The sequence below is a fragment of the Thalassospira mesophila genome, from assembly GCF_002115755.1.
GTDB classification, from domain to species: Bacteria; Pseudomonadota; Alphaproteobacteria; order Rhodospirillales; family Thalassospiraceae; genus Thalassospira; species Thalassospira mesophila.
Map to the genome: position 1 here is coordinate 107,039 of NZ_JFKA01000005.1, position 22,257 is coordinate 129,295.

General features: G+C 52.8%; 20 protein-coding genes. 6 read left to right on the forward strand and 14 right to left on the reverse strand.

The window, feature by feature from the left end:
- Nucleotides 1-192: 192 nt before the first annotated feature.
- Nucleotides 193-684, reverse strand: a complete 492-nt coding sequence (locus tag TMES_RS12665; protein WP_085583571.1) for a MarR family winged helix-turn-helix transcriptional regulator — start codon at nt 682-684, stop codon at nt 193-195.
- Between the two features lie 313 nt (nt 685-997).
- Here TMES_RS12665 and ectA point away from each other — a divergent pair, with 313 nt between their 5' ends.
- From ectA to mazG, 5 genes are all read left to right on the forward strand, one after another.
- Nucleotides 998-1,546, forward strand: coding sequence for a diaminobutyrate acetyltransferase (gene ectA, locus TMES_RS12670; protein ID WP_085583073.1), 549 nt, complete (start codon nt 998-1,000; stop codon nt 1,544-1,546).
- A gap of 115 nt (nt 1,547-1,661) precedes the next feature.
- A complete protein-coding gene (ectB, locus tag TMES_RS12675; RefSeq protein WP_085583074.1) occupies nt 1,662-2,948 on the forward strand; it encodes a diaminobutyrate--2-oxoglutarate transaminase in 1,287 nt (428 codons plus the stop codon).
- A gap of 81 nt (nt 2,949-3,029) precedes the next feature.
- On the forward strand, nt 3,030-3,431 hold the full coding sequence (locus TMES_RS12680; RefSeq protein WP_085583076.1) for an ectoine synthase: 402 nt from the start codon (nt 3,030-3,032) through the stop codon (nt 3,429-3,431).
- An 88-nt stretch (nt 3,432-3,519) separates the two neighbouring features.
- The gene (locus TMES_RS12685) at nt 3,520-5,022 is read left to right on the forward strand and encodes an aspartate kinase (RefSeq protein WP_085583078.1); all 1,503 of its coding nucleotides are present in this window, start codon (nt 3,520-3,522) and stop codon (nt 5,020-5,022) included.
- 160 nt (nt 5,023-5,182) lie between these two features.
- Nucleotides 5,183-6,013, forward strand: a complete 831-nt coding sequence (gene mazG, locus TMES_RS12690; RefSeq protein ID WP_085583080.1) for a nucleoside triphosphate pyrophosphohydrolase — start codon at nt 5,183-5,185, stop codon at nt 6,011-6,013.
- 83 nt (nt 6,014-6,096) lie between these two features.
- Here mazG and TMES_RS12695 read toward each other — a convergent pair whose 3' ends face one another.
- From TMES_RS12695 to TMES_RS12750, 12 genes are all read right to left on the reverse strand, one after another.
- A complete protein-coding gene (locus TMES_RS12695) occupies nt 6,097-6,921 on the reverse strand; it encodes an inositol monophosphatase family protein (RefSeq protein ID WP_085583082.1) in 825 nt (274 codons plus the stop codon).
- A 29-nt stretch (nt 6,922-6,950) separates the two neighbouring features.
- On the reverse strand, nt 6,951-8,213 hold the full coding sequence (gene hflX, locus TMES_RS12700; RefSeq protein ID WP_085583084.1) for a GTPase HflX: 1,263 nt from the start codon (nt 8,211-8,213) through the stop codon (nt 6,951-6,953).
- Nucleotides 8,214-8,289: 76 nt separating this feature from the next.
- A complete protein-coding gene (hfq, locus tag TMES_RS12705; protein ID WP_007089557.1) occupies nt 8,290-8,547 on the reverse strand; it encodes an RNA chaperone Hfq in 258 nt (85 codons plus the stop codon).
- Nucleotides 8,548-8,670: 123 nt separating this feature from the next.
- Nucleotides 8,671-9,354, reverse strand: a complete 684-nt coding sequence (locus tag TMES_RS12710) for an HAD family hydrolase (protein ID WP_085583086.1) — start codon at nt 9,352-9,354, stop codon at nt 8,671-8,673.
- A 109-nt stretch (nt 9,355-9,463) separates the two neighbouring features.
- Nucleotides 9,464-10,339, reverse strand: coding sequence for a D-amino-acid transaminase (locus TMES_RS12715; protein WP_085583088.1), 876 nt, complete (start codon nt 10,337-10,339; stop codon nt 9,464-9,466).
- Nucleotides 10,340-10,423: 84 nt separating this feature from the next.
- On the reverse strand, nt 10,424-11,803 hold the full coding sequence (gene trkA / locus TMES_RS12720; RefSeq protein ID WP_085583090.1) for a Trk system potassium transporter TrkA: 1,380 nt from the start codon (nt 11,801-11,803) through the stop codon (nt 10,424-10,426).
- Nucleotides 11,804-11,848: 45 nt separating this feature from the next.
- Nucleotides 11,849-13,234 (reverse strand): nitrogen assimilation response regulator NtrX, encoded by a 1,386-nt coding sequence (gene ntrX, locus TMES_RS12725; protein ID WP_085583092.1) that lies wholly within the window; start codon nt 13,232-13,234, stop codon nt 11,849-11,851.
- Nucleotides 13,235-13,289: 55 nt separating this feature from the next.
- A complete protein-coding gene (locus TMES_RS12730; RefSeq protein ID WP_085583094.1) occupies nt 13,290-15,569 on the reverse strand; it encodes a sensor histidine kinase NtrY-like in 2,280 nt (759 codons plus the stop codon).
- Nucleotides 15,566-17,014 (reverse strand): nitrogen regulation protein NR(I), encoded by a 1,449-nt coding sequence (gene ntrC / locus TMES_RS12735; RefSeq protein ID WP_085583096.1) that lies wholly within the window; start codon nt 17,012-17,014, stop codon nt 15,566-15,568. The genes TMES_RS12730 and ntrC overlap by 4 nt, the downstream gene beginning before the upstream one ends.
- Nucleotides 17,011-18,159 carry a two-component system sensor histidine kinase NtrB gene (locus TMES_RS12740; RefSeq protein WP_085583098.1) on the reverse strand — a complete coding sequence of 383 codons (1,149 nt, stop codon included), beginning with the start codon at nt 18,157-18,159 and terminating at the stop codon, nt 17,011-17,013. The genes ntrC and TMES_RS12740 overlap by 4 nt, the downstream gene beginning before the upstream one ends.
- 50 nt (nt 18,160-18,209) lie before the next feature.
- On the reverse strand, nt 18,210-19,217 hold the full coding sequence (dusB, locus tag TMES_RS12745; RefSeq protein ID WP_085583100.1) for a tRNA dihydrouridine synthase DusB: 1,008 nt from the start codon (nt 19,215-19,217) through the stop codon (nt 18,210-18,212).
- Nucleotides 19,218-19,331: 114 nt separating this feature from the next.
- Complete coding sequence (locus TMES_RS12750) at nt 19,332-20,138, reverse strand: cytochrome C assembly family protein (protein ID WP_085583573.1); 807 nt, start codon at nt 20,136-20,138, stop codon at nt 19,332-19,334.
- 114 nt (nt 20,139-20,252) lie between these two features.
- On the opposite strand from TMES_RS12750, the gene TMES_RS12755 reads away from it, so the two are divergent.
- Nucleotides 20,253-21,494, forward strand: a complete 1,242-nt coding sequence (locus TMES_RS12755; protein WP_085583102.1) for a bifunctional 2-C-methyl-D-erythritol 4-phosphate cytidylyltransferase/2-C-methyl-D-erythritol 2,4-cyclodiphosphate synthase — start codon at nt 20,253-20,255, stop codon at nt 21,492-21,494.
- An 85-nt stretch (nt 21,495-21,579) separates the two neighbouring features.
- On the opposite strand, the gene TMES_RS12760 is transcribed toward TMES_RS12755, so the two are convergent.
- Nucleotides 21,580-22,140, reverse strand: coding sequence for a septation protein A (locus tag TMES_RS12760; protein WP_085583104.1), 561 nt, complete (start codon nt 22,138-22,140; stop codon nt 21,580-21,582).
- Nucleotides 22,141-22,257: the final 117 nt, after the last annotated feature.

Sequence of the window (22,257 nt, forward strand, 5' to 3'; positions counted from 1 at the left end):
CAATGATGCCTTAACGTCGCGGGCCTGTTTGCAGTTCCATAACGGCTCAAAATCCCCGATTAGAGATCTTATTTATTGGCCACATGGCGCACGGGCCACGGGCGGGGATTTTCACTTTTCATTTACAAGTCTGCGGCCCGGATAAACAAAAAATGTATAAACCCGACACAACCAATTGAAATAATGTAATTTTTATTTAGAAGTATCGCCGTTTTTTTCAACAATCACTTCATGATCCAGTAACGGTGCCACATCAATATCGCCCGCATCCATCATGGTGGAAACACGCTGAAGGGCGGCCACAAGGAAACTTTGTTCCCAATCCTCAAGATTGCTGAATTTTTCGGAAAAACGGTCATGCAAGGCCATGGGCGCGCGGGCCAAAACACCGTGGGCCGCCTCGGTCAGGCGCACGTAAACCTTGCGTTTATCGGCATGACCACGTGCCCGATGAACCAGCCCCATAGATTGCAGCTTGTCGACCAGTGCCGTTGTCGATGCCTGGGCCAGGTTAACCTTGGCCGCAATTTCGCCAACGGTCATTTCGCCGGAATCCTCCAGCGATTGTAACACCAGCAATTGCGACGTTTTTAGCCCGGCCAGCTTGCCCAAACGTTTGGCATGAATATCGCTGGCGCGCAAAATACGTCGAATTGAAATCAGGGCGTCGTGAAGTCTGTCCATGAGCAGGTTCCGCAGGGCGATCAACAATTTGTTCTTATAACGTCTCAAAGCCCTGTCAGACAACGGTTTTTCGACATTTCCATCGACCGTCAAAACAAAATTATATCGAATGCTATGTTTTTATGACGGAAAATAGCTTTGAAAATGAATTTGTTCCGATCCTTCTGTTAAATTAATTTTACGTTTAACTACAAACACTTAATAGAAAACATCATATTTATTCTGCCGACCACCTTGATTAAAATGCATCGATAATCTATGTTTCGCCTCACTGAGCTAAATCGATTGACGAAACAATTAGGCAGATAGAACGATGAAAGTTGCCACAAGCGACGGCAAATCACCCCGCAAGGCCAACCTGGTCATTCGGAAACCAAAGTCCACAGACGGGGCTGCGGTTAATGAACTGATTGCGTCTTGCAAGCCGCTTGATGAGAACTCTGTTTACTGCAACCTGCTGCAATGCTCGCATTTTGCACCGACCTGTGCGCTGGCCGAACTTGACGGCGAAGTGGTCGGGTTTGTGTCTGGCTACCTTGTTCCAGAAACGCCGGAACGGCTGTTTATCTGGCAAGTGGCGGTCTCTCCCAAGGCGCGCGGCCTGAAACTGGGCAAGCGCATGATCCTGGATATTCTTGACCGTCGTGTATGCCACGATGTCAGTGAGCTTCACACCACCATCACCACATCGAATGCACCTTCTCAGGGAGTGTTCCGTTCGGTCGCCCGTGAACTTGAAGCCGATGTAAACCGCAAGGTTCTGTTTGAACGTGAAACCCATTTTGATGGCGCGGCCGCCAGTGAAATTCTGTGGAAAATCGGCCCGTTTGAACGCGACGATGTCGAACGCGTTGCTGCCTGAAGTTTCATAGTAAGAAACCTGTTGAAAACGCCGAAATTCCGGGAACAATACCGGGTCTTCGGCGTTTAATTTGACAGATGAAATTTTATGCTCTCCCCAAATGAAAGAGAGAATTATGACTGTATTTGATCGCCTTGAATCGGAAGTTCAGAGCTACGCCCGCTCCTTCCCCGTTACCTTCAAAACCGCAGAAGGTTCATGGCTGACCGATACGAATGGCAATCGTTATCTGGACTTTCTTGCCGGCGCCGGTAGCCTGAATTATGGCCATAACAACCCGATTTTGCAGGAACGCCTAATTGATTATATCAAGGCTAATGGCATTACCCACGGGCTCGATATGCATACATCCGCGAAGGAAGAATTCCTGGGCGCGATGGAAAGCAAAATCTTCAAGCCGCGCGGTATGGAATACAAAATCCAGTTTACCGGCCCAACCGGCACCAACGCCGTTGAAGCCGCCCTTAAACTGGCGCGTCGTATTAAAGGCCGCGGAAACGTTATTTCCTTCACCAATGGCTTTCATGGCGTCACGCTGGGGTCGCTTGCGGTTACGGGGAATGAGCATCATCGTGGTGCGGCGGGCGTATCACTTGACAATGCCGCCTTTGTGCCATTCGACGGTTATATGGGCAATGGTGTTGATACCACTGACTATCTGGATCGCGTGTTAAGCGATAATTCCAGTGGTGTGGCCCTGCCCGCCGCCATTATCGTTGAAACCGTTCAGGGTGAAGGTGGCTTGAACGCCGCTGACTTTGGCTGGCTCAAAAAGGTCGAAACCCTGTGTCGCAAACACGATATTTTGCTGATTGTCGATGACATTCAGGCCGGTTGTGGCCGGACTGGCACCTTCTTCAGCTTCGAACCTGCTGGTATCAAGCCGGACATGGTAACCATGTCCAAATCGCTTTCGGCATACGGCCTGCCCTTTGCTGTTGTGCTGATCAAACCGGAATATGATGTCTGGCATCCGGGCGAACATAACGGCACCTTCCGTGGCAACAACCATGCCTTTGTAACCGCTGCAGCGGCGCTTGAACATTTCTGGTCGGATGACAAATTTGCCAAAAGCGTTCAGGAAAAAGCCGAATTCCTTGGCCAGCGTCTTGAAGAAATTGCCACCCGATATGGTGATAATGGCAGCATCTATCGCAAGGGTCGCGGCCTGATGCAGGGCATCTGCTTTGAAAGCGGTGAAATTGCCGGCAAGGTGACGTCTGAATGCTTCACCCATAATCTGATCATTGAAACCAGTGGTCCGGAAGATGAAGTTGTCAAATGTCTGGTCCCGCTGACCATTTCGATGGAAGATCTGGCACACGGCCTTGATGTTCTTGAAATGTCGACCGCCAAGGTGATGGGCAAGAATGTCGTGACAGCCAAGGTTGCTGCTGAATAAACTTTTCTGCTCTGGCGACATTCATCCATTGCCGCCAAAGCATTTGAACCAACAAAATACAAACAGATCAAAGAGTTAAAAATGATTGTTCGCACCCTGAAAGAATGTGAAGAAACCGGTCGTCGTGTTGTTGCAGACAATTGGGAAAGCACTCGTTTGTCGCTGGCCGATGATGGGATGGGGTTCTCGTTTCACATCACCACCATTTATGCCGGTACCGAAACCGAAATTTGTTATGCCAACCATTTTGAAACGGTTTACTGCATTTCGGGTAACGGCGAAGTCGAAACCATTGAAGACGGCAAGAAATACAAAATCGTCCCGGGCACTGTTTATATCCTGAACAAACATGACCGCCATTATCTGCGCGGCGGCAGCGAAGACATGGTCGTTGCCTGTGCGTTTAACCCGCCCCTTAATGGCCGCGAAACCCACGACAAAAATGGCGTGTATCCGTTAGATGCAGATGCTCTTGCCAGCTAATGACGTAACGGGACGGGGCGGTGTATCACGTCGCCCTGCCCGACTTTTGCAAGAAACGTTCAAGGAAACGGCCCCCAAAGGAGGCACCATGGTTTCAGCCCGTAAAAAAGCGGATGCCGGACATAGCGTTCACAAAATCGGCGGAACGTCCATGACACAGGTTCAGGCTGTGATGGACAATATTCTGGTGGGTGACCGCGACGAAAGCGCGCTTTATAATCGTATTTTTGTTGTTTCAGCCTATGGCGGCTTTACCGACTTGCTGCTTGAAAACAAAAAGACCGGTGAAGCTGGCGTTTATCAGCTCTATGCCGGTTCGGAAACCGACTGGGCCTGGGGCGATGCCTTAAACAAGGTCGCCGATAAAATGTGCGCCCTGAATGAAGAAATTTTCCAGGATCAGTCTGAACTGAAACTGGCCAATTCCTTTGTCCAGGAACGCGTTGAAGGCACACGCAGTTGTCTGATGGACTTGCACCGTTTGTGCAGCTTTGGCCATTTCAAGCTGGAAAAGCATTTGCTGACCGTTCGTGAAATGCTCAGCGCCATTGGTGAAGCCCATAGTGCCCATAACACCATGCTGCTGTTGCGCGGCAAAGGTGTTAACGGGGTGTTTGCCGACCTGTCTGGCTGGCGTGAGCCCGAAGCATCGACCCTTGATGAGCGCATTGAAAGTGTGTTTGCCAATATTGATGTTAAAACCCAGATGCCGATCGTTACCGGATATGCCCAGTGCAGCGAAGGTTTGATGAGCATTTACGGGCGCGGTTATAGCGAAGTAACATTTTCGCGTATTGCCTGCCTGACCGGTGCGCATGAAGCGATCATTCACAAGGAATTCCACCTTAGCAGTGCCGACCCGCGCATTGTTGGCGAAGATGCCGTCCGCCCGATTGGCCGGACCAGCTATGATGTCGCCGACCAGCTGTCAAACATGGGGATGGAAGCCATTCATCCGCGTGCGGCCAAAGGGTTGCGTCAGAATGGAATTCCCCTGCGCATTGCCAACACGTTTGAGCCCGAGCATCCCGGCACCGTCATTGATGATGACTGGCACCCGGAAGACAGCCGCGTTGAAATTGTGACCGGCATCGCAACAGCCTTCGAGATTGAGGTCTACAACCAGGATATGGTTGGTGTGCCGGGTGCTGAAGAAGAAGTGCTGAGCGTTCTGAAGCGCTACAAGGTTCCGACTGTTACCAAGAACCTGAACGCCAACACGATTACGCATTATGTATCGGCACCGTTAAAGCAGATCCGTCGCTGTGTTGAAGAAATTGAAGGCAAACAGCCCGAAGCAACGGTTAAAACCCGCAAGGTTGCCATTGTTTCGGTCATTGGTGCTAATATTGACCAGCCCGGCCTGTTTGCCCGTGCTGTTGGCATCCTTGATGATGCCGGCGTTGAATTGCTGGCAAGCCATTCACCCAGCCGCCGCGTTGATTTGCAGTTTGTGGTCACGGAAAGCGATTTCAAAAAAGCGATCGTTTCCCTGCATCGCGGCCTGATCGAGGGCAAAAAAACGGCTAAATCAGACGATACCAAAGAAACCACGTCGTCAAATAATGTCGGTGAACTGGCTGCGGCCTAACCGGCCCGGTTACGGGAAAACACCCCATCAAAAAGGCCTGCAAATTAAATTTGCGGGCCTTTTTCTGTGTCTACCTTGAAGTCGGTCGCCGTTCGCGCTACCAGCATAAACGCCGCCTTTAATCAATATTCATGCCGTCCACCCAAAACGGAGCTTTCCAATGTCATCCACTGTGCCAACCCCGATGGATCAATTACTGCAGGTCATGCAAAAACTGCGCGATCCGAAAACCGGGTGTCCGTGGGACATTGAACAGAATTTTGCAAGTATTGCGCCTTATACAATCGAGGAAGCATACGAAGTTGCCGATGCCATTGCGGCAAATGATATGCCTGAACTGCGCGAGGAACTGGGTGATTTATTGTTGCAGGTGGTTTTTCATTCGCAAATGGCGGCCGAGGAACAGCTTTTCACCTTTGACGATGTCGCCCGCAGCATCACCGATAAAATGATTGCGCGCCATCCGCATGTTTTTGGTGATGTTGATGCCAAAACACCAGACCATGTCAGCCAGAACTGGGAAAAGCTGAAAGCGGCCGAAAGATTGCGCAAAGCTGATGTCAAAGGCCACGAACAAACTAGCGCGCTTGATGGCGTGGCGTCGGCCCTGCCCGCCCTGATGCGCGCCGAAAAATTAACCAAACGTGCCGCCCGCGTTGGCTTTGACTGGCCTGATATTGAACAGGTATTTGACAAACTAAGCGAGGAAATTGGCGAGCTTCGCGAAGAACTTACGGCAAATCCCGACCCGGACCGGCTGGAAGATGAACTGGGTGATATGTTGTTTGTGATGGCGAACCTGGCGCGAAAAATAAATGTCGACCCGGAAGTGGCCCTGCGCCGGACCAACTTAAAATTCACCCGCCGGTTTCAGTTTATCGAAAAAGAACTGGCCCGGAATGGCAAGACCGCAGGCCAGTCCAGCCTTGAAGAAATGGACACGCTGTGGGATGCCGCCAAACGCCATGAACGTGGCGAAAACATCGATTAATCACAATATCTTGCCTGCTACTTTTGCGGTAATAATTATGGTCGCATCTAGCAAACACGCACATTCCGGTTGCGGCTGGCGCGCTATTTTTTGAAAACGGCCAGCAAAAGCTCGTTCAACTCGTTCCACAATTCAGGTGTGGCGGCACAAATCAGGGCGGGGCCATCGCCCTCGGCGCGGTAATCGTTTATCGAATGATCGGCGGAAATATAACGCGCAATCCCGCCTGCTTCACACACCAGCAAGGTGCCCGGTGCATGGTCCCATGGCTTTAGCGTGCGATAGGCACAAAAATCATAATCGCCTTGGGCGACCTCCTGATACTCGGCACCACAACAGGAATAATGGGACACTTTTTCAAAAAAATCATGATGTCCATGGGCCTTAATCAGCCGGTCCCGAACATAGGATATGAGAAATCCCCGCGCATTTTGGGCCGATAAGGCATTTTTCCGCACGCTCACGGCTTGGCCGTTATGAAATGTGCCACTGCCCTGCTCTGCCACGGTAACATCGCCGGTAATCGGGTCAACAATCCAGGCAGCAACCGTTTTGCCATCGCGATAAAGGGCAAGCATGGAACGAAACGGTTGACGATGATGGGCAAAGTTTTTGGTGCCATCAACCGGGTCAATAATCCAGATCGGATCACTACCGGCAAACACCCGGCCTTGCAATGCCGGGTCGTGATGGGCGGCTTCTTCGCCCAAGGCAACGCTGCCCGGCAATAACGCCGTCAAGCGTTGGGTCAAAACGCGCTCGGCCTCGGTATCGGCAATGGTAACGAGGTCAAGCGCGTGCGTTTTGATATCGATATCAGCGGCTTCAAGCTGCCCGAAACGCGGCGCAATTTCTTCGGCGGCGACCTCGCGGATGATAGCGGTAACCTTGTCTATATCCGGTGTCATCACTTTAAAATTCCTGCGTCGTTTTCGGGTTATACGGAATAAAGTTCCAAACCGTTTTTCTGGCACCAGTCGTCAAATTTACCAACACGGGTTTCATCAAGGCGGATTTGAATGCTGATACCATCATTGCCTTCAACACGATTCAACACTTCACCCTGTTGATAAAGCCCGGCCAGTGCCTTGCCATTGGCATAAGGCACAAGCACCTGAAACACCGGCATTTCTGCCGTTAACCGGTCTTCGATCAGCTGCAACAGGTTCTGGCAGTTGTCGCCTGTCAGGGCGGAAACAACCATGGTGTTTTCGGTGCGATTGCTCAGCTCGCGCACAGCCAGCCCGTCTTCCTCGTTAAGAAGATCGGCCTTGTTCAAGGCTTCAACAAGTTCGGCACCGTCAATTACCTGCTGAAGACCCAATTCCTTGAGAACTTCCAGCACGTCCTGCTTTTGGGCATCGGTTTCGGGCGAAGAGGCATCGCGCACATGCACAATCAGGTCCGCTTCGAGCACTTCTTCAAGGGTTGCGCGAAAAGCAGCGACCAGGTCATGTGGCAAATCGGAGACGAAGCCAACCGTGTCGGACAAAATCACCTTGCGACCGCTGGGCAGTTCCAGGCCGCGCATGGTCGGATCAAGGGTTGCGAACAACATGTCCTCAACAAAAACATCCGACCGGGTAAGACGGTTAAACAAGGTCGATTTACCCGCGTTGGTATAACCAACCAGCGCAACAATCGGGTAAGGCACCCGACGGCGCGCCTTGCGGTGCAAATCGCGGGTGCGTTTAACTTCTTCAAGCTCGCGCCGAAGTTTTGCCAGCTTGTCACCGATTAAACGACGGTCAATTTCGATCTGGCGTTCACCCGGACCTGCCAAAAACCCCCGACCGCCGCGCTGGCGTTCAAGGTGGGTCCATGTCCGAACCAGTCGTGACCGCTGATAACTCAGCAAGGCCAGTTGAACCTGCAAGCTGCCTTCACGGGTTTGCGCCCGGTTGGCAAAAATTTCCAGGATCAGGCCGGTACGGTCAATAACCTTGGCTTTCCAGGAACGTTCAAGATTACGTTGCTGGATCGGCGTTAGCTGGCCGTTGACCATAACCAGATCGGCTTCTTCGTCACGGATCCACTCGCCGATTTTCTCGACTGTGCCCGTACCAAAAAGGGTTGCAGGGCGCGGCTTCGCGATCGAGACGATTTGCGCCCCGGCCACGTCAAAATCCAGCGCACCCGTTAAATTTACGGCTTCATCAAGACGCGATTGCGCATCACGCCAGGCAGAAGCGGCATCCATACGTTTGGGATCCGGATGGATCACCAAGACGCGGGGGCGAGCGTCTTCGTCGTCCACCCCCGATGTCAGTGTTTCGTCAGCTATTTTCTTCGTCCGTTGCAGGCTGGCTTGGATCAAACAATTTAATTGGCGTCGTCGGCATTACCGTCGAAATCGCGTGTTTGTAAACAAGCTGTGTGTGGGCATCGCGCCGCAGCAAAACAGAAAAATTGTCAAACCAGGTGATAATACCCTGTAATTTGACTCCGTTGACCAGAAATACGGTAACCGGCGTTTTGTTTTTACGGCAATAATTCAGGAATACGTCCTGAACATTTTGTGATTTTTCCGCCATTGGTTAGACCTAGCCTTCTTTTATGAGCGTTTTTTTGGTTTTGGGCAGTCAAGGAAAATACCGAACCGCTAGTCCTTTATGAAATTTACGGTTCGCGTCCCACCTTCTTATGACCTGATGAAACTATAAGGCTTTCCTTAAGTGTTTTACAACCCCTGCAAGCTCTTCGCAATCAGTGAAATGCCAATCCGGGCAAAAAGCGCTGGTTTCTGCGGCGTCCGCACCTCCGGTTACTTCACTGCCGACAATGATTGCCACGGCCCCGGCATTGCGCGCACACTGAATGTCAACCACGCTATCACCGACAAACCACAGAGTCCCACCTTGCATTGCAGCATTTTCGCCCAGCGCCATATGAACCGGGTCAAGTGCCGGTTTGTCATTGGGGGCATCGGTCGCCCCGACCTGCTGGCCAAAAAAGTGCCCCCATTCGAGATGAGCCACCTCGGCACGTAAAAAATCACCATGCTTGTTGCTGACAATTGCCGTGTAAATCCCGGCATCTTTTAACGCCAGCAACAAATTATGCGCCCCGTTTAGCGGGCTTAATTTCTCAAGATGGATCTGGTGGAAATGCTCGTAAAAACGATCTTTGGCTTTTCCCCAGTCATCGCCAAACAAAGCGGGGAAGCTGTCGCGCAAGGACCGGGCAACGCGCACATGGGCTTCTTCCATGGTCCAGCGTTCCAGACCGTAATCATCGAATGTCAAATTAAGAGCCACCAGAATAGGGCCCCAACTATCGACAAGGGTGTTGTCCCAGTCAAACAGGACGGCGTCGGGAAGCGGCAATATGATTTCTGACATAGTAGCATTTTCAGTTCGTTATAATAAAAAGGTAACTGTTTACATAAATATGGCGCATGATCACGTCGCGATATTTCGCACGGCGTAGCGTAGCATGCCCTATCGGAAATCAGCTTTTCGATTTGCTTTTGGCATCATTTGCCAACTGGTCCATTGCGTCAAAATAGGCATCGCGCAAGGTTTTTGCGACCGGTCCCATTTCGCCATTGCTAATTGCAACGTTATCAATTTTCCAGATGGGCATCACAAAGGTGCTGGCACTGGAAACAAAGGCTTCGCGGGCATTTTGGGCTTCTTCAACGCTAAAAGCTCGTTCTTCGTATTTGAAGCCGTTTTCCCGGGCAAAATCCAAAATCGCCATCCGGGTAATTCCCCGCAAAATATTATGGTCGGCCGCGCGGGTAACAATGACGTTTTCTTTGGTTACAATCCACGCATTCGAAGATGCCCCTTCGGTCACAAAGCCATCTCCATCAACCTGCCAGGCTTCAAAGGCACCAGCTTCGCGGGCTTTTTGTTTGGCCAAGGCCGCCGGTAACAGCGCCACCGATTTAATATCCCGCCGCGCCCAACGCTGATCTGGCGTGGTAATGACGGTGGCCGCCTTTACCTCGCGTCCCGGAAACGCCTTGTTGCGTGCTGTAACAACAATTGTTGGCATGGCCGCATAGGGAAACGGAAAATCACGCGGCGACACACCGCGTGTCACCTGCATATAAACCAGCCCTTCGCGCACCAGATTAAGCCGGACCATCCGGCGTAAAATCTGGGCAAGGGCCGTGCGGGCCAACGGCATGGCAATGCGCAGTTCTGCCAGGGATCGTTCAAGGCGGTCAAGATGGCCTTTCTCGTCAATCAACTGGTCTTTATATACCGCAATAACTTCATAAACGCCGTCGGCAAACTGAAACCCGCGATCCTCGACATGAACCGATGCATCCGCATGGGGAAGGTACCGACCGTTGACATAAGCAATACGCGACATTGTCCAACCTTTGAATTGTCGAAGATGAAAAATCAGATCACGCTGGCGACACGCAACCTGATCTGCTTGTTGGTGCGCGAAAGATTAAAAATACTCCAACCGCACGGCAAACATCTTTTCAACTTTCTTGATCTGTTCCGAACCGGAAAAAACAACAATGCGGTCATTGGCTTCGATCACGGTATTGGCACGCGGCATGACAACCTTGTCATTGCGCAAAATTGCGCCAAACACCACACCGGGCGGCATTGCAATATCCTTGATCGCCTTGCCAACAATCGGGGCGGTTTCGAGTGCTTCTGCTTCCAGAACCTCGCCAAAACCTTCCGACAGGCTGTGAACAGCGCGGATGCGGCCCCGACGTACATGTTGCAAAATAGTCGAAACCGTTGTCATGCGCGGGCTGATCACCACATCAACACCCAGTTCGGAAACCAGGGACGTATAGGTGCTTTTGTTCACCAGTGTCAGGGCGCGCGGGCAGCCATAGCGTTTGGCCAGCAAGGACGACAAAATATTGGTTTCGTCATCATTGGTCAGGGCCACCACGGCTTCGGCATTGGCAACGTTGGCTTCTTCAAGCAATTCCGGGTCCAGAACGTCACCACACAGAACGACACTTTTCTTGGGCAGTTTCTGGGCGACAAACCGTGCGCGTTCGGGGTCTGATTCGATCAGGCGCGTGGTCACACCGGGAAAGTTATTGTTGATTTCCTCGGCCAGAAACAGCGCGATATTGCCGCCGCCAAAAATAACGATCCGGCGGGCTTCAGGGTCTTCATGGCCAAAGGCCGACATGGCCCGATCAACCTGATCGCTTGATACTGCCAGATAAACCAGATCGCCTGCCAGCATCTGGTCTTCCCCCTTGGGGTAAACCGGCTTGTCGTTACGGATCATGCCCATGATCGAAATATTCAGGTCGGGGAACAGCTGATGCAATTGACGCAATGGCGTGTTGATCACCGGGCAATCTTCGTTGCAGCGCAAACCAAGGATTTTAACCTTGTCATCGGCAAACGGGATCATGTCGAAGGCGCCCGGTGCGCGCAAACGCCGGGCAATCGCGCGGGCCACTTCCATTTCTGGTGAAATCACCACATCGATTGGCAATTTGTCGCGGCCAAACAACCCGGCCCATTCCGGCTGCAAATAGGTTTGGCTGCGGATACGGGCAATTTTCGTTGGCACATTAAACAAAGAATGCGCCACCTGACACGCGGTCATATTCACTTCATCAGCAAATGTGACCGCAATCAGCATATCGGCTTCTTCTGCGCCGGCCTGCTGCAATACATCGGGGTGCGAGCCAAAACCGATGATGCCCTTAACCTCCAGCGTATCGGAGATTTTGCGGATCAGTTCTTCAGACTGGTCGATAACCGTTACATCGTTTTGTTCGGCAGCAAGATATTTGGCAATGTGGAAACCCACCTGCCCCGCGCCACAAATGATGACTTTCATTTAGATTTTTCTCCTGATCAAAAACCTGCTGGCAGCGTTCGCGTATCAATCGGTAACGCGATCACCATAAATACCAAGGCTTTTGAGCTTTCTGTGCAGGGCGGAACGTTCCATCCCGATAAAATTAGCCGTTTTGGAAATGTTTCCGCCAAACCGGTCGACCTGGGTTTGAAGATATTCTTTTTCAAATAGTTCCCGTGCCTCGCGCAGAGGTAACGCCATGATCTCGCTGGTTTTATCAAATACCAGCGATTCCGGCATATCGGAAAAAAGCTCGCTGGGCAGCATTTTACCACTGATCATCTGGCCATTTTCACCCGGCGACATAATCATCAACCGTTCGATCACGTTTTTAAGCTGACGCACATTTCCCGGCCAGTCATAGGCATGCAGGGCGGCAATTGCTTCGGGCGACAGCTTGCGCCGTGGCAGGCCGGTTGCATCGGCATAGCGTGACAGGAAATAGTCTGCCAGTTCAGGTATGTCGTCGCGGCGCGCAAACAAGGGCGGCACTTCCAGCGGCACAACATTTAACCGGTAATAAAGGTCCTGGCGGAATTTCTGTTCTTCGATTTTTTCTTCAAGATCGCGCGATGTAGTGGCAATCACCCGCACATCAACACTCACCGGGGTTGATCCACCGACACGCACAAAGGTCTGGTCCTGCAAAACCCGAACAATTTTGCCCTGGGTTTCGAGCGGCATATCGGCCACTTCATCAAGCAGCAAGGTGCCTCCATGGGCAATTTCCATCATGCCGGTGCGGGCATCACGCGCGGCGTTGCCCACGGCACCAAACAAGGATTCTTCCATTGTTTCTGGCGAAATATTCGCACAGTTCAACACCACAAACGGGCCATTGGCCCGGGCCGAACTGCGGTGAACCAGCCGGGCAACCACTTCCTTGCCCGTGCCTGCCGGGCCGGAAATCAGAATACGGCTTCCGGTACGTGCCACCCGTTCAATCGACTGGCGCAAATTGGAAATAACCGGTGTTGTCCCCACCAGTTCAACATCGCCACCGGCGCGCATGATAAGTTCGCGGTTTTCGCGCCGCAACCTTGCATCTTCGATGGCGCGCTCAACAACAAGCAACAAGCGCTCGGTATTAAACGGTTTTTCGATAAAGTCGTAGGCCCCGTTACGCGATGCTTCAAGGGCGGTTTCAATGTTGCCATGCCCCGAAATCATCACAACCGGCACTTCTGGATGTTCGCGCTGGATCAGCTTTAAGGTTTCAATACCATCATGCTGGCTGGCTTCCATCCAGATATCAAGAATGACAAGGGTTGGCCTGCGTGCGGCCACCTCCGACAATGCCTGCTGGCTGGAGCCCGCAGCACGCGTCGTATAGCCTTCATCTTCCAGAATGCCCGCAATGAGCGACCGGATGTCTTCTTCATCGTCGACGATTAATATATCGTGCGCCATGTTTCGACAGTAACCTTGGTGTTTCTAGTTTGTTGTCGTACGGGATTGGATTGATTTATGCCGTGGGCGGCACAGTATCATTTCCCAAAGAATTTTCCGTTAACTGTGCCGAGCTTTGGGGAAAGGACAACGTTATCCTGGCCCCGACCTCGGCTCCATCGGCGAGTATAAGCTCTCCACCGTGGTCTTCCATGATTTTCTTAACAATTGCCAAGCCAAGCCCGGTTCCCTTGCTTCTGGTCGTCACATAGGGTTCGGTCAAACGTTCGCGATGTTCGGTTGGCAACCCACGGCCATTGTCTTCAATCACAATGTCTATACGCTGCCCCGGATCATCGCGCTGCGAGATCTGCACACGAATATGGCCCGGCGCAAGATCGTCTTCTGTGGAATTTCGCCCGGCAATTGCCTCGGCAGCATTTTTTAACGTATTGATCAAACACTGATTTACCTGTCGTGCGTCGCACTGGATTCTGGTTTTGATGTTTTCATCAATCGCAAAATCATAGGTAATCGAGGCATGCGCCTGTTGCTGTAAAAACAGCGCATTTCTAGTCAATTCGGCCAAATCTTCTTCGCGCATTTTCGGGCTGGGCATCCGGGCAAAGGACGAAAATTCGTCAACCATCCGTCCAATATCGCCAACCTGACGAATAATAGTTTCAATGCAGGTTTTAAATACCTCGGTATCGCTTTTAATTTCCTTCAGGTATTTCCGGCGTAGCCGCTCTGCCGAAAGCTGGATCGGGGTTAGCGGATTTTTAATTTCGTGGGCAATCCGCCGCGCCACATCGGCCCAGGCGGCCATACGTTGCGCATTTTGCAATTCGGTCACGTCATCAAACGTCACGACATAGCCAAAAATAGACCGGTCACCGGCCCGTTCCACCGTCACCCGTGCCAGCAGCATCAAATTAAGCCCATCCCGGCGAATTTCAATTTGCCGGGGTTTGGACCGGTCACCTTCCTTGATCGCTTCGTCAAACAGAACCGTAAATTCCGGGATCACTTCACAAATGGCATGGCCAACCTTTTCGTCAAGGTCCAGCCCCAGCAATTCCGAGGCGCTTCGATTTGGCAAATTGATCCGGCAATCGGCATCCAGGCCCATCACACCGGCGGTAACCCCGCCCAGAATAGCCTCGGTAAAGCGCCGACGCTCGTCATTCAGGCGGTTTGCCGCAATTAATTCGGCGCGCTGGGTATCAAGCTGTGCGGTCATACGGTTAAAGGCGCGACTTAACGCTTCAAGTTCGTCGCCCTGCCCGGCCAATGGCACGCGAAAGGACAAATCACCATCGCGAACTTTTTCGGCACCGTGGATAAGTTGCGAAATAGGTTCGACAATACCGGTTGCCACCGTCAGACCCAGCATCACTGCGGCTAACAACAGCACCACGGCGATAATCACGAAAATCATCACGAATGTAATGACAATGCCCGATCGTTCGCCTTCAAGGTTTTCATAGGCCTTGACCGCGCGTCGCGCCTGCTCGATACGATCAAGCACATTACTGTCAACAAAGCGACCGACCAGCAAAAAACCGTCAATAAAATTATCCAGCCGAACAACGGCACGAATACGGTCTTCGGTATCGCCCAGCATCAAAACAACATCATTGACCCGTGCGCGATCAAACACTTCGGGCGGGACTGGCGCACCATCGGGATCATAGGAAAAACTGTAATCAGACTGGGCAATAATCTTGCCACTGCCATCAATGATCAGGGCCTCGGGCAAGCCGCGTGCGTCGGCCTGTGCGGTTAAAATGCGTGCCAAACGGCTGGGATCGGTGGCAAAGGACACGCCAAGGCGCTGCAAATCGCTGGCGGTTGCCAGAGCGTCGGCCCGGATCAGTTCCTGGTGTTCTTGCAAATAGGCCTGGGCAATGACCATGCTTTCTTCGACAGCGGTGCGAATGCGGTCGCTAAACCAGCCCTGAATACCAAAATGCAGAAAAAGGGCCGAAAACACCGCCACGACAATTGCCGGCGTCACCGCCACCAGACTGAACATCAACACCATGCGGGTGTGCAGTTTGGCCCCGGCGGTGCCCTTGCGTCGCTCAACCCAGATTTGCACCAGCTTGCGCGCCACCAGCGTTGCCAGTGCCAGCAGCAAAACCAGATCGACATTAAGCAAAATGATAATCGTGCGCGGATCGGGCCGAAGCGGCGCTGTGCCGGTCATTGCCAGATAGGTAACAATGGCCGAAAGCAATGCCGAAATAACCAGCCCAATGGCCAGTTTGCGTGACTGCCCAATGCGGCCCAGAGCTTTAATAAAAGCCGATTGCTGCCAGGCCTTGCGACGTTGGCGCGCCGGGACGCTCATTTTGCGCCCCGCACAACTTCCAGCCCCAGATCACGAATTTTCTTGCGCAGGGTATTACGGTTCAGCCCCAAAACCTCGGCTGCTTTCACCTGATTGCCCCGTGTGGCTTCCAGCGTAACCGTCAATAACGGGCGCTCCATTTCGCGCAAGATGCGATCATAAAGCCCGCTAGACGGTAAATCATCGTCATGGGCATCGTAATATTCGCGAACATGGCGCTCGATTGACTCGGCCAATGATTGCGGTTCGCCCATTGGGGCGGCGTCGGCAACGCTGTTTTCCGCAAATTCGGTCTCGATCACGTCAACGCCAATCACGTCCTGTGAATACAGGGCGGTTAAGCGGCGGACCATATTTTCAAGTTCGCGGATATTGCCAGGCCAGCGATGCGCCTTTAGCCGTGCCATCGCATCGGATGACAGGTTTTTGCGCGGCAAGCCCTGCTCGCTCGCCTGTGTCAGAAAATGGTTCACCAGTTCGGGAATGTCTTCTAACCGTTCGCGCAGGCTCGGCAACCGAATTGGCACGACGTTCAACCGATAGAACAAATCTTCGCGGAAGCTGCCCTCGCGAATAAGTTTGCGTAAATCCCGGTGGGTAGCGGCAACAATGCGCACATTGACGCGAATGGGGGTTCGCCCACCGACACGGGTATATTCGCCTTCCTGCAACACACGCAAAAGCCGGGTTTGGGCTTCGAGCGGCATATCGCCAATTTCATCTAAAAATAACGTTCCGCCCTCGGCCTGTTCAAACCGGCCAACCTTGCGTTCATTGGCCCCGGTAAAGGCCCCCTTTTCATGACCAAACAGCTCGCTTTCGATCAATTCACGCGGTATAGCAGCCATGTTGATGGCAACAAACGGGCCATGGCGCCGCGATCCGTATTCGTGCAAGGCCCGGGCAACCAGTTCTTTGCCGGTTCCGCTTTCGCCCGTCACCATCACGGTCAGGTCGGTATTCATCAGGCGGGCCAGCGAGCGATAAATTTCCTGCATCGCCGACGAACGGCCAATCAAAGGCAGGCGATCATCGCCTTCATCATTGGGCGATTTGGTATTTTCCAAATGAATCGGCGTCTCAAGCGCACGATCAACAATGCTTATCAACTCGTTTAAATCAAACGGTTTTGGCAAATATTCAAACGCCCCGCGCTGGGCGGCCTTTACCGCCGTTAACAGGGTGTTTTGCGCACTCATTACAATCACGCGCAGATCGGGGCGCAATTTGCGAATGCGCGGCACCATGTCGAGGCCGTTTTCATCGGGCATCATCACATCGGTAATCACAAGATCGCCTTCGCCATCGGCGATCCAGTCCCACAGGGTTTTACCATGGCCGGTACTACGCACTTCGTGGCCCTGGCGCGACAGGGCCTGGGTCAAAACAGTGCGAATGGCGCGATCATCATCGGCGACAAGAATACGGGCTGGTTGCGCGCTCATAATGTGTGTTCCTTGATCCAGCTATCTTTTTGATTATCCTGCACATTCTCGGCCAAGGTGCGATGATAGATCGGCAACATAATTTGAAATTCAGCCCCGCCGGTGGGCACATCTTTTACCTCGATCACACCGCCATGGTCGCTGATGATTTTTGCGACCAAAGCCAGCCCCAACCCGGTGCCGGTTGGTTTGGTGGTGACAAACGGGTCAAACAGGCTTTCGCGCATGTCGGGCGGTATGCCCGACCCGTTATCACGGACAGAAACCACCAGCGGCAAATGCACACGGGTATCACCCCCCGCAACAGCAAGGCGTATTCCGTGCTGATAGCGGGTTGAAATAGTGATCAGGCCATCGTCGGAATTTACGGCTTCGGCGGCATTCTTGATCAGGTTTAAAAACACCTGAATAAGCTGGTCGCGGTTACCATAAACCGGTGGCAAGGAGGGATCGTAAATTTCTTCAAAATGCAGGTTTTGGCCAAAGCCGTTTTCCGCCAGACGGCGCACATGCTCCAGCACGGTATGGATATTAACCGCACCGCGTTCCAGCGGTTTATCGGAAAAAATCTCCATCCGGTCGACCAGGTTCACAATACGGTCGGCTTCATCGCAAATCAGGCGGGTTAAAACCCGGTCATCTTCATTCGCCGTTTGCTCAAGCAACTGGGCCGCGCCACGAATGCCAGATAGCGGATTTTTAATTTCGTGGGCCAAAATGGCCGCCATCGCACTGACAGAACGGGCCGAATTACGACTAAGCAACTGATTGTCAATTTTTTGCGCAATCGAGCGCGGCTCGAAGGTTAAAACGGCAGACCCGTTTTCATCAGGCATCGAGCCAACGGTCAGGTTAACGGCATGACGGCCGATTTTGGGGCTTTCAATCAGCAAATCATGATCGGCAACCAGCGTTGCTTCGTCAATCGCTTGGGCGATTAACGAAAAAACGGGGCTGTCACCGGGAATGAAATCCTTAAGGTTGCTGCGGCACAATACGCCCGCACTTGCATTAAACAGCTGTTCGGTCGCCTGGTTTACAAACCGGATTTTCCCATCACGGTCGGCGACCACCACTGCGCTGGCAATTGCGTTCAAAACGCCGGCGGGATCCACATTGTGTCCCTTGCCAAAGCCAAGCCTCATCTTCCGTCCCCCGATGGTCAATTTGTGTTCAGGTGAATGCGTGTCGCGGCTCACGCCGCGAATTCCCGTAATTCGGTTTCAATTTTTGGGTCGTAAAAGGCGCGAATGGCATCTTTTACCAGTGCTGGATCATCCAACACATTAACAGTGCGCCGAAACTCGGTCGCATCACGCAAGCCATTGCAATACCACCCCAAATGCTTGCGTGCGATCCGGTATCCCGGCACATGCCCGTGATGATCTATAATCGCATCATAATGGGTCAAAATGGTTTCAAGCTGTTGCTCTAGCGACGGTGCCGCCAGCTTGTTTCCGGTTTTTAAATAATGCGATACCTGCTTTAAAAACCATGGCCGCCCCTGTGCGCCTCGGCCAATCATAACCCCATTTGCCCCGGACCGATGCAGCAGCTCGGCGGCGTCTTCCTCGCTGTGAATATCGCCATTACCAATAACCGGAATGCTTACCGCGGCTTTGACATCCGCAATAGCATCCCAGTCGGCATCGCCCTTATAGAACTGGCACCGCGTGCGCCCATGCACGGTTAGCATACGAATGCCCAAATCCTCGGCAATGCGGCCAAGGCGCGGGGCGTTACGGTCATTATCATCCCAGCCCAGGCGCATTTTAAGCGTCACGGGCACCTTTACGGCATTCACCGTGGCTTCCATAATCTCGGCAGCCAGTTTTTCCTGGCGCATCAAGGCTGAGCCGGCATAGCCCTTGGTCACCTTTTTGGCCGGACACCCCATATTGATGTCAATGATCATGGCACCGCGGGCTTCGTTCATCCGGGCGGCCTCGGCCATTTCATCGGGGTCGGTTCCGGCAAGCTGCACGGAAAGCGGGCTTTCGGCTGCACAATCGCCGTGCATTTTTCGGACTTCTTTTTGATGGTGCTGAATGCGGGTCATGGCGTCAGACGCAATCATTTCCGACACAACAAGATGGTCGCCAAACCGGCGGACCTGTTGACGAAATGGAAGGTCGGTAACACCCGACATCGGTGCCAGAATAACATTTTCCGACACACTGACAGACCCGATCTGCAACGACATGAAAATATTCCGATTGCCTAAAACTTGGGCAGATTAATGAAACTGAACGCAGAGTGCAACAACTCTAAGCGACACAGCCTGAGGAATGCGGGTTAACACCGACACAGATGGGGATTATCCCAGCAGATAAACCGTGACAAAGCGCACGCCGGGGAAGGCAAGCGTCAAGAGAAGCCACGCGCCAAGCACAAAACGAACCGCCATCCGACCGCGCAAGCTGGATCGTTCATGAATCCAGATCAAGGTGCAAATAACGGCAAAGCCCAGCAGGGTTAGCAACATTTTGTGGTCGACCGTCCATAACGACGTGCCTTCCACCTGGCGCAAGGCAAACCCGGTGACAATACCGACCACCAAAACCCATGCCGACCATTTAAGATAACTGACCAGCATTTGCTCGCTATCGCGAAGCGGGGGCAAACGACGGCTCCAGCGGGTTGGCCGCCGGGTTTTGAGGGCATTTTCCTGCACGACATAGGCCATTGCCGCAATCGCCGCAATTGTCACCAGTGCGTAGGTGACCAGCGACGTTCCGATATGCACCCAAAGCCACGCCGAATATAAAACCTGTTCTTCCACCTGCCCCGGTGCGGCCCCATTAACGGATTCAAACACCCCGGCCACACCACCAAACAGCAGCAAATACGCCCCGACATACCCCGCCAGTCGCCAAACCTGCTGGCGGGTATCGCAACCTGCCATACCGCCAAAGGCAAACAGCACCGTCAGTTCAGACCAGTGCAATGCTGATGAAAATCCGCGCGATTGTACGGCTTCACCGGTCAGGCTTAAAACCGCGATGGTCCCGACAATACCCAGTGCGATAGACCCATACAGCCAAAGATCACGCTGCGGTTCGCGGCGTAATATTTGTGCTGTTAACGGCAGCAGCGAAAGGATGTGGATGGCAGTGGCGATCATACACAGACGTCCAGAATGGTTGCGGGCAACAAAACAGCCAATTTGCCGACTTGGCAAACCCGGCCCGGAAAGATAGCTTGTGGCCCACATTATTCATATGAGCGCATATCGTTTATGAACAAAAAAATCTCGGTTGTCATCGTTGCTGCCGGTAGCGGTAGCAGATTTGGCGACCCGCTTCCAAAACAATATCATCAAATAGGTGACAAAACCCTTTTACGCCATTGCGTTAAAGCGTTTATGCACTTTTGCCCGCCCGCGCATATTCAGGTTGTCTATAATGAAGATCATCAAGCATGGCTTGATGCTGCGATTGGCGATCTGGTCGGTTCTGGCGGCTTGCGCCCTGCTGTTGCCGGGGGGCTAACGCGTCAGCAATCGGTTCTTAACGGCCTGCGCGCGCTTAAAGACGCCGCGCCGGATCATGTCCTGATCCACGACGCCGCCCGACCCGGCATTGATCCCGATGTGATTAAGCGCGTGCTGGCGGCCCTTGCTGATTGCGACGGCGCAATTCCGGGCATTACGGTGAACGACACGATCAAGCAGTGCGACGGGCACAGCATGATCACCCGAACCATCCCGCGCGAAACCCTGATGCGGGCGCAAACGCCGCAAGGCTTTCATTTCAAAACCATTCTGGGTGCCCACGAAAAATTCGCTGGTCAGGAAATGACTGACGATGCCAGCTTGCTAGAACAGCTTGGCATCGCGATTAAATGTGTTGCTGGCAGCGAGGGGAACGACAAAATCACTCGCCGGGACGATTTATCGCGCATTGGCGAGCATTTCCCGAATAAACAGGCTGCAACAGTTCGCCCCCGCCCCGATCAGGAGACCCCGACCATGCCCGGCATGACGACCGAAGAATTTCGCAGTGGTACCGGCTTTGACGTTCACCGCTTTGCGCCCGGCGATGCCTGCATGTTATGTGGCGTCTCCGTGCCTCATCACGCCCGCCTGGAGGGACACTCGGATGCCGATGTGGGGTTACACGCGCTGACAGATGCCATTCTGGGTGCCATTGCAGCAGGCGATATCGGCCAGCATTTCCCGCCCAGCGACCCGCAATGGAAAGGCGCTGCGTCCGATCAGTTTTTAAAACATGCTGCCGGGCTGGTCGCCAAACGCGGCGGCAGAATTGTGAATGTTGATGTGACACTGATTTGCGAACGCCCGAAAATCGGCCCGCATACCGCGGCCATGCGCCAGGCCGTTGCCGATATTCTGGCAATTGACATCGATCGGGTTAACGTCAAAGCAACCACGTCGGAACGGCTGGGTTTTACCGGCCGCGAAGAAGGCATTGCCGCACAGGCCAGCGCCAGCATTGCCGTGCCCGTCACGTTATCCTGATCGCCGTTTCACCAAAACAAGAACCAAAACAAAAGGCGGGCCCGAAGGTCCGCCTTTGTCGGATGCACTTAAAATATCAATAGTATCAGGCTTCTGCACCGTCTTCTTCAGGTAACTGGTATTTCAGGATCACAGGCACCTGGGCAAAACCGAACAGCAGCGTAATCGGTGTAACGCCCCACACCTTGAAGGCCACCCAGAAATCGGTGCTAAAATTACGCCATACAATTTCGTTGGCAATGGCCAGAACAATAAAAAACAGCCCCCAGCGCCACGTCAAAATCCGCCATCCTTCATCCGCCGCGCGAAACGCACTTTCCAGCACCAGTTTCAAAAACAGCCTTCCGGTTGCCAGCCCGCCAAACAAAATGGCAGCGAACATCAGGTTCACAATTGTCGGCTTGATCTTGATAAACAGGTCGTCCTGCAAATACAGGGTTAACCCGCCAAACACGATCACAAAGACCCCGCCGATCAGCGGCATAACCGGAACGGTACGATTAATCAAAAAGGACACCGATAAAGCAACGATCGTGGCGACAACAAAGACCAGTGTCGCGCTCATCAGATCGTGGGTGATTGCGTTTACCGCAAAAAACAGGACCAGCGGGCCCATTTCCAGGACCAGTTTGGTTAAATGGTTCATCGTGTCACTTCTTTTGTCAAATGGGCCCCCATCCTAGGGGGACACCCGGTTTAGCGCAACATCAGTGTTCATGTTTCCCCGGTTCACAGGTGCTTAAAGCTGCTCACAACCGTTCAC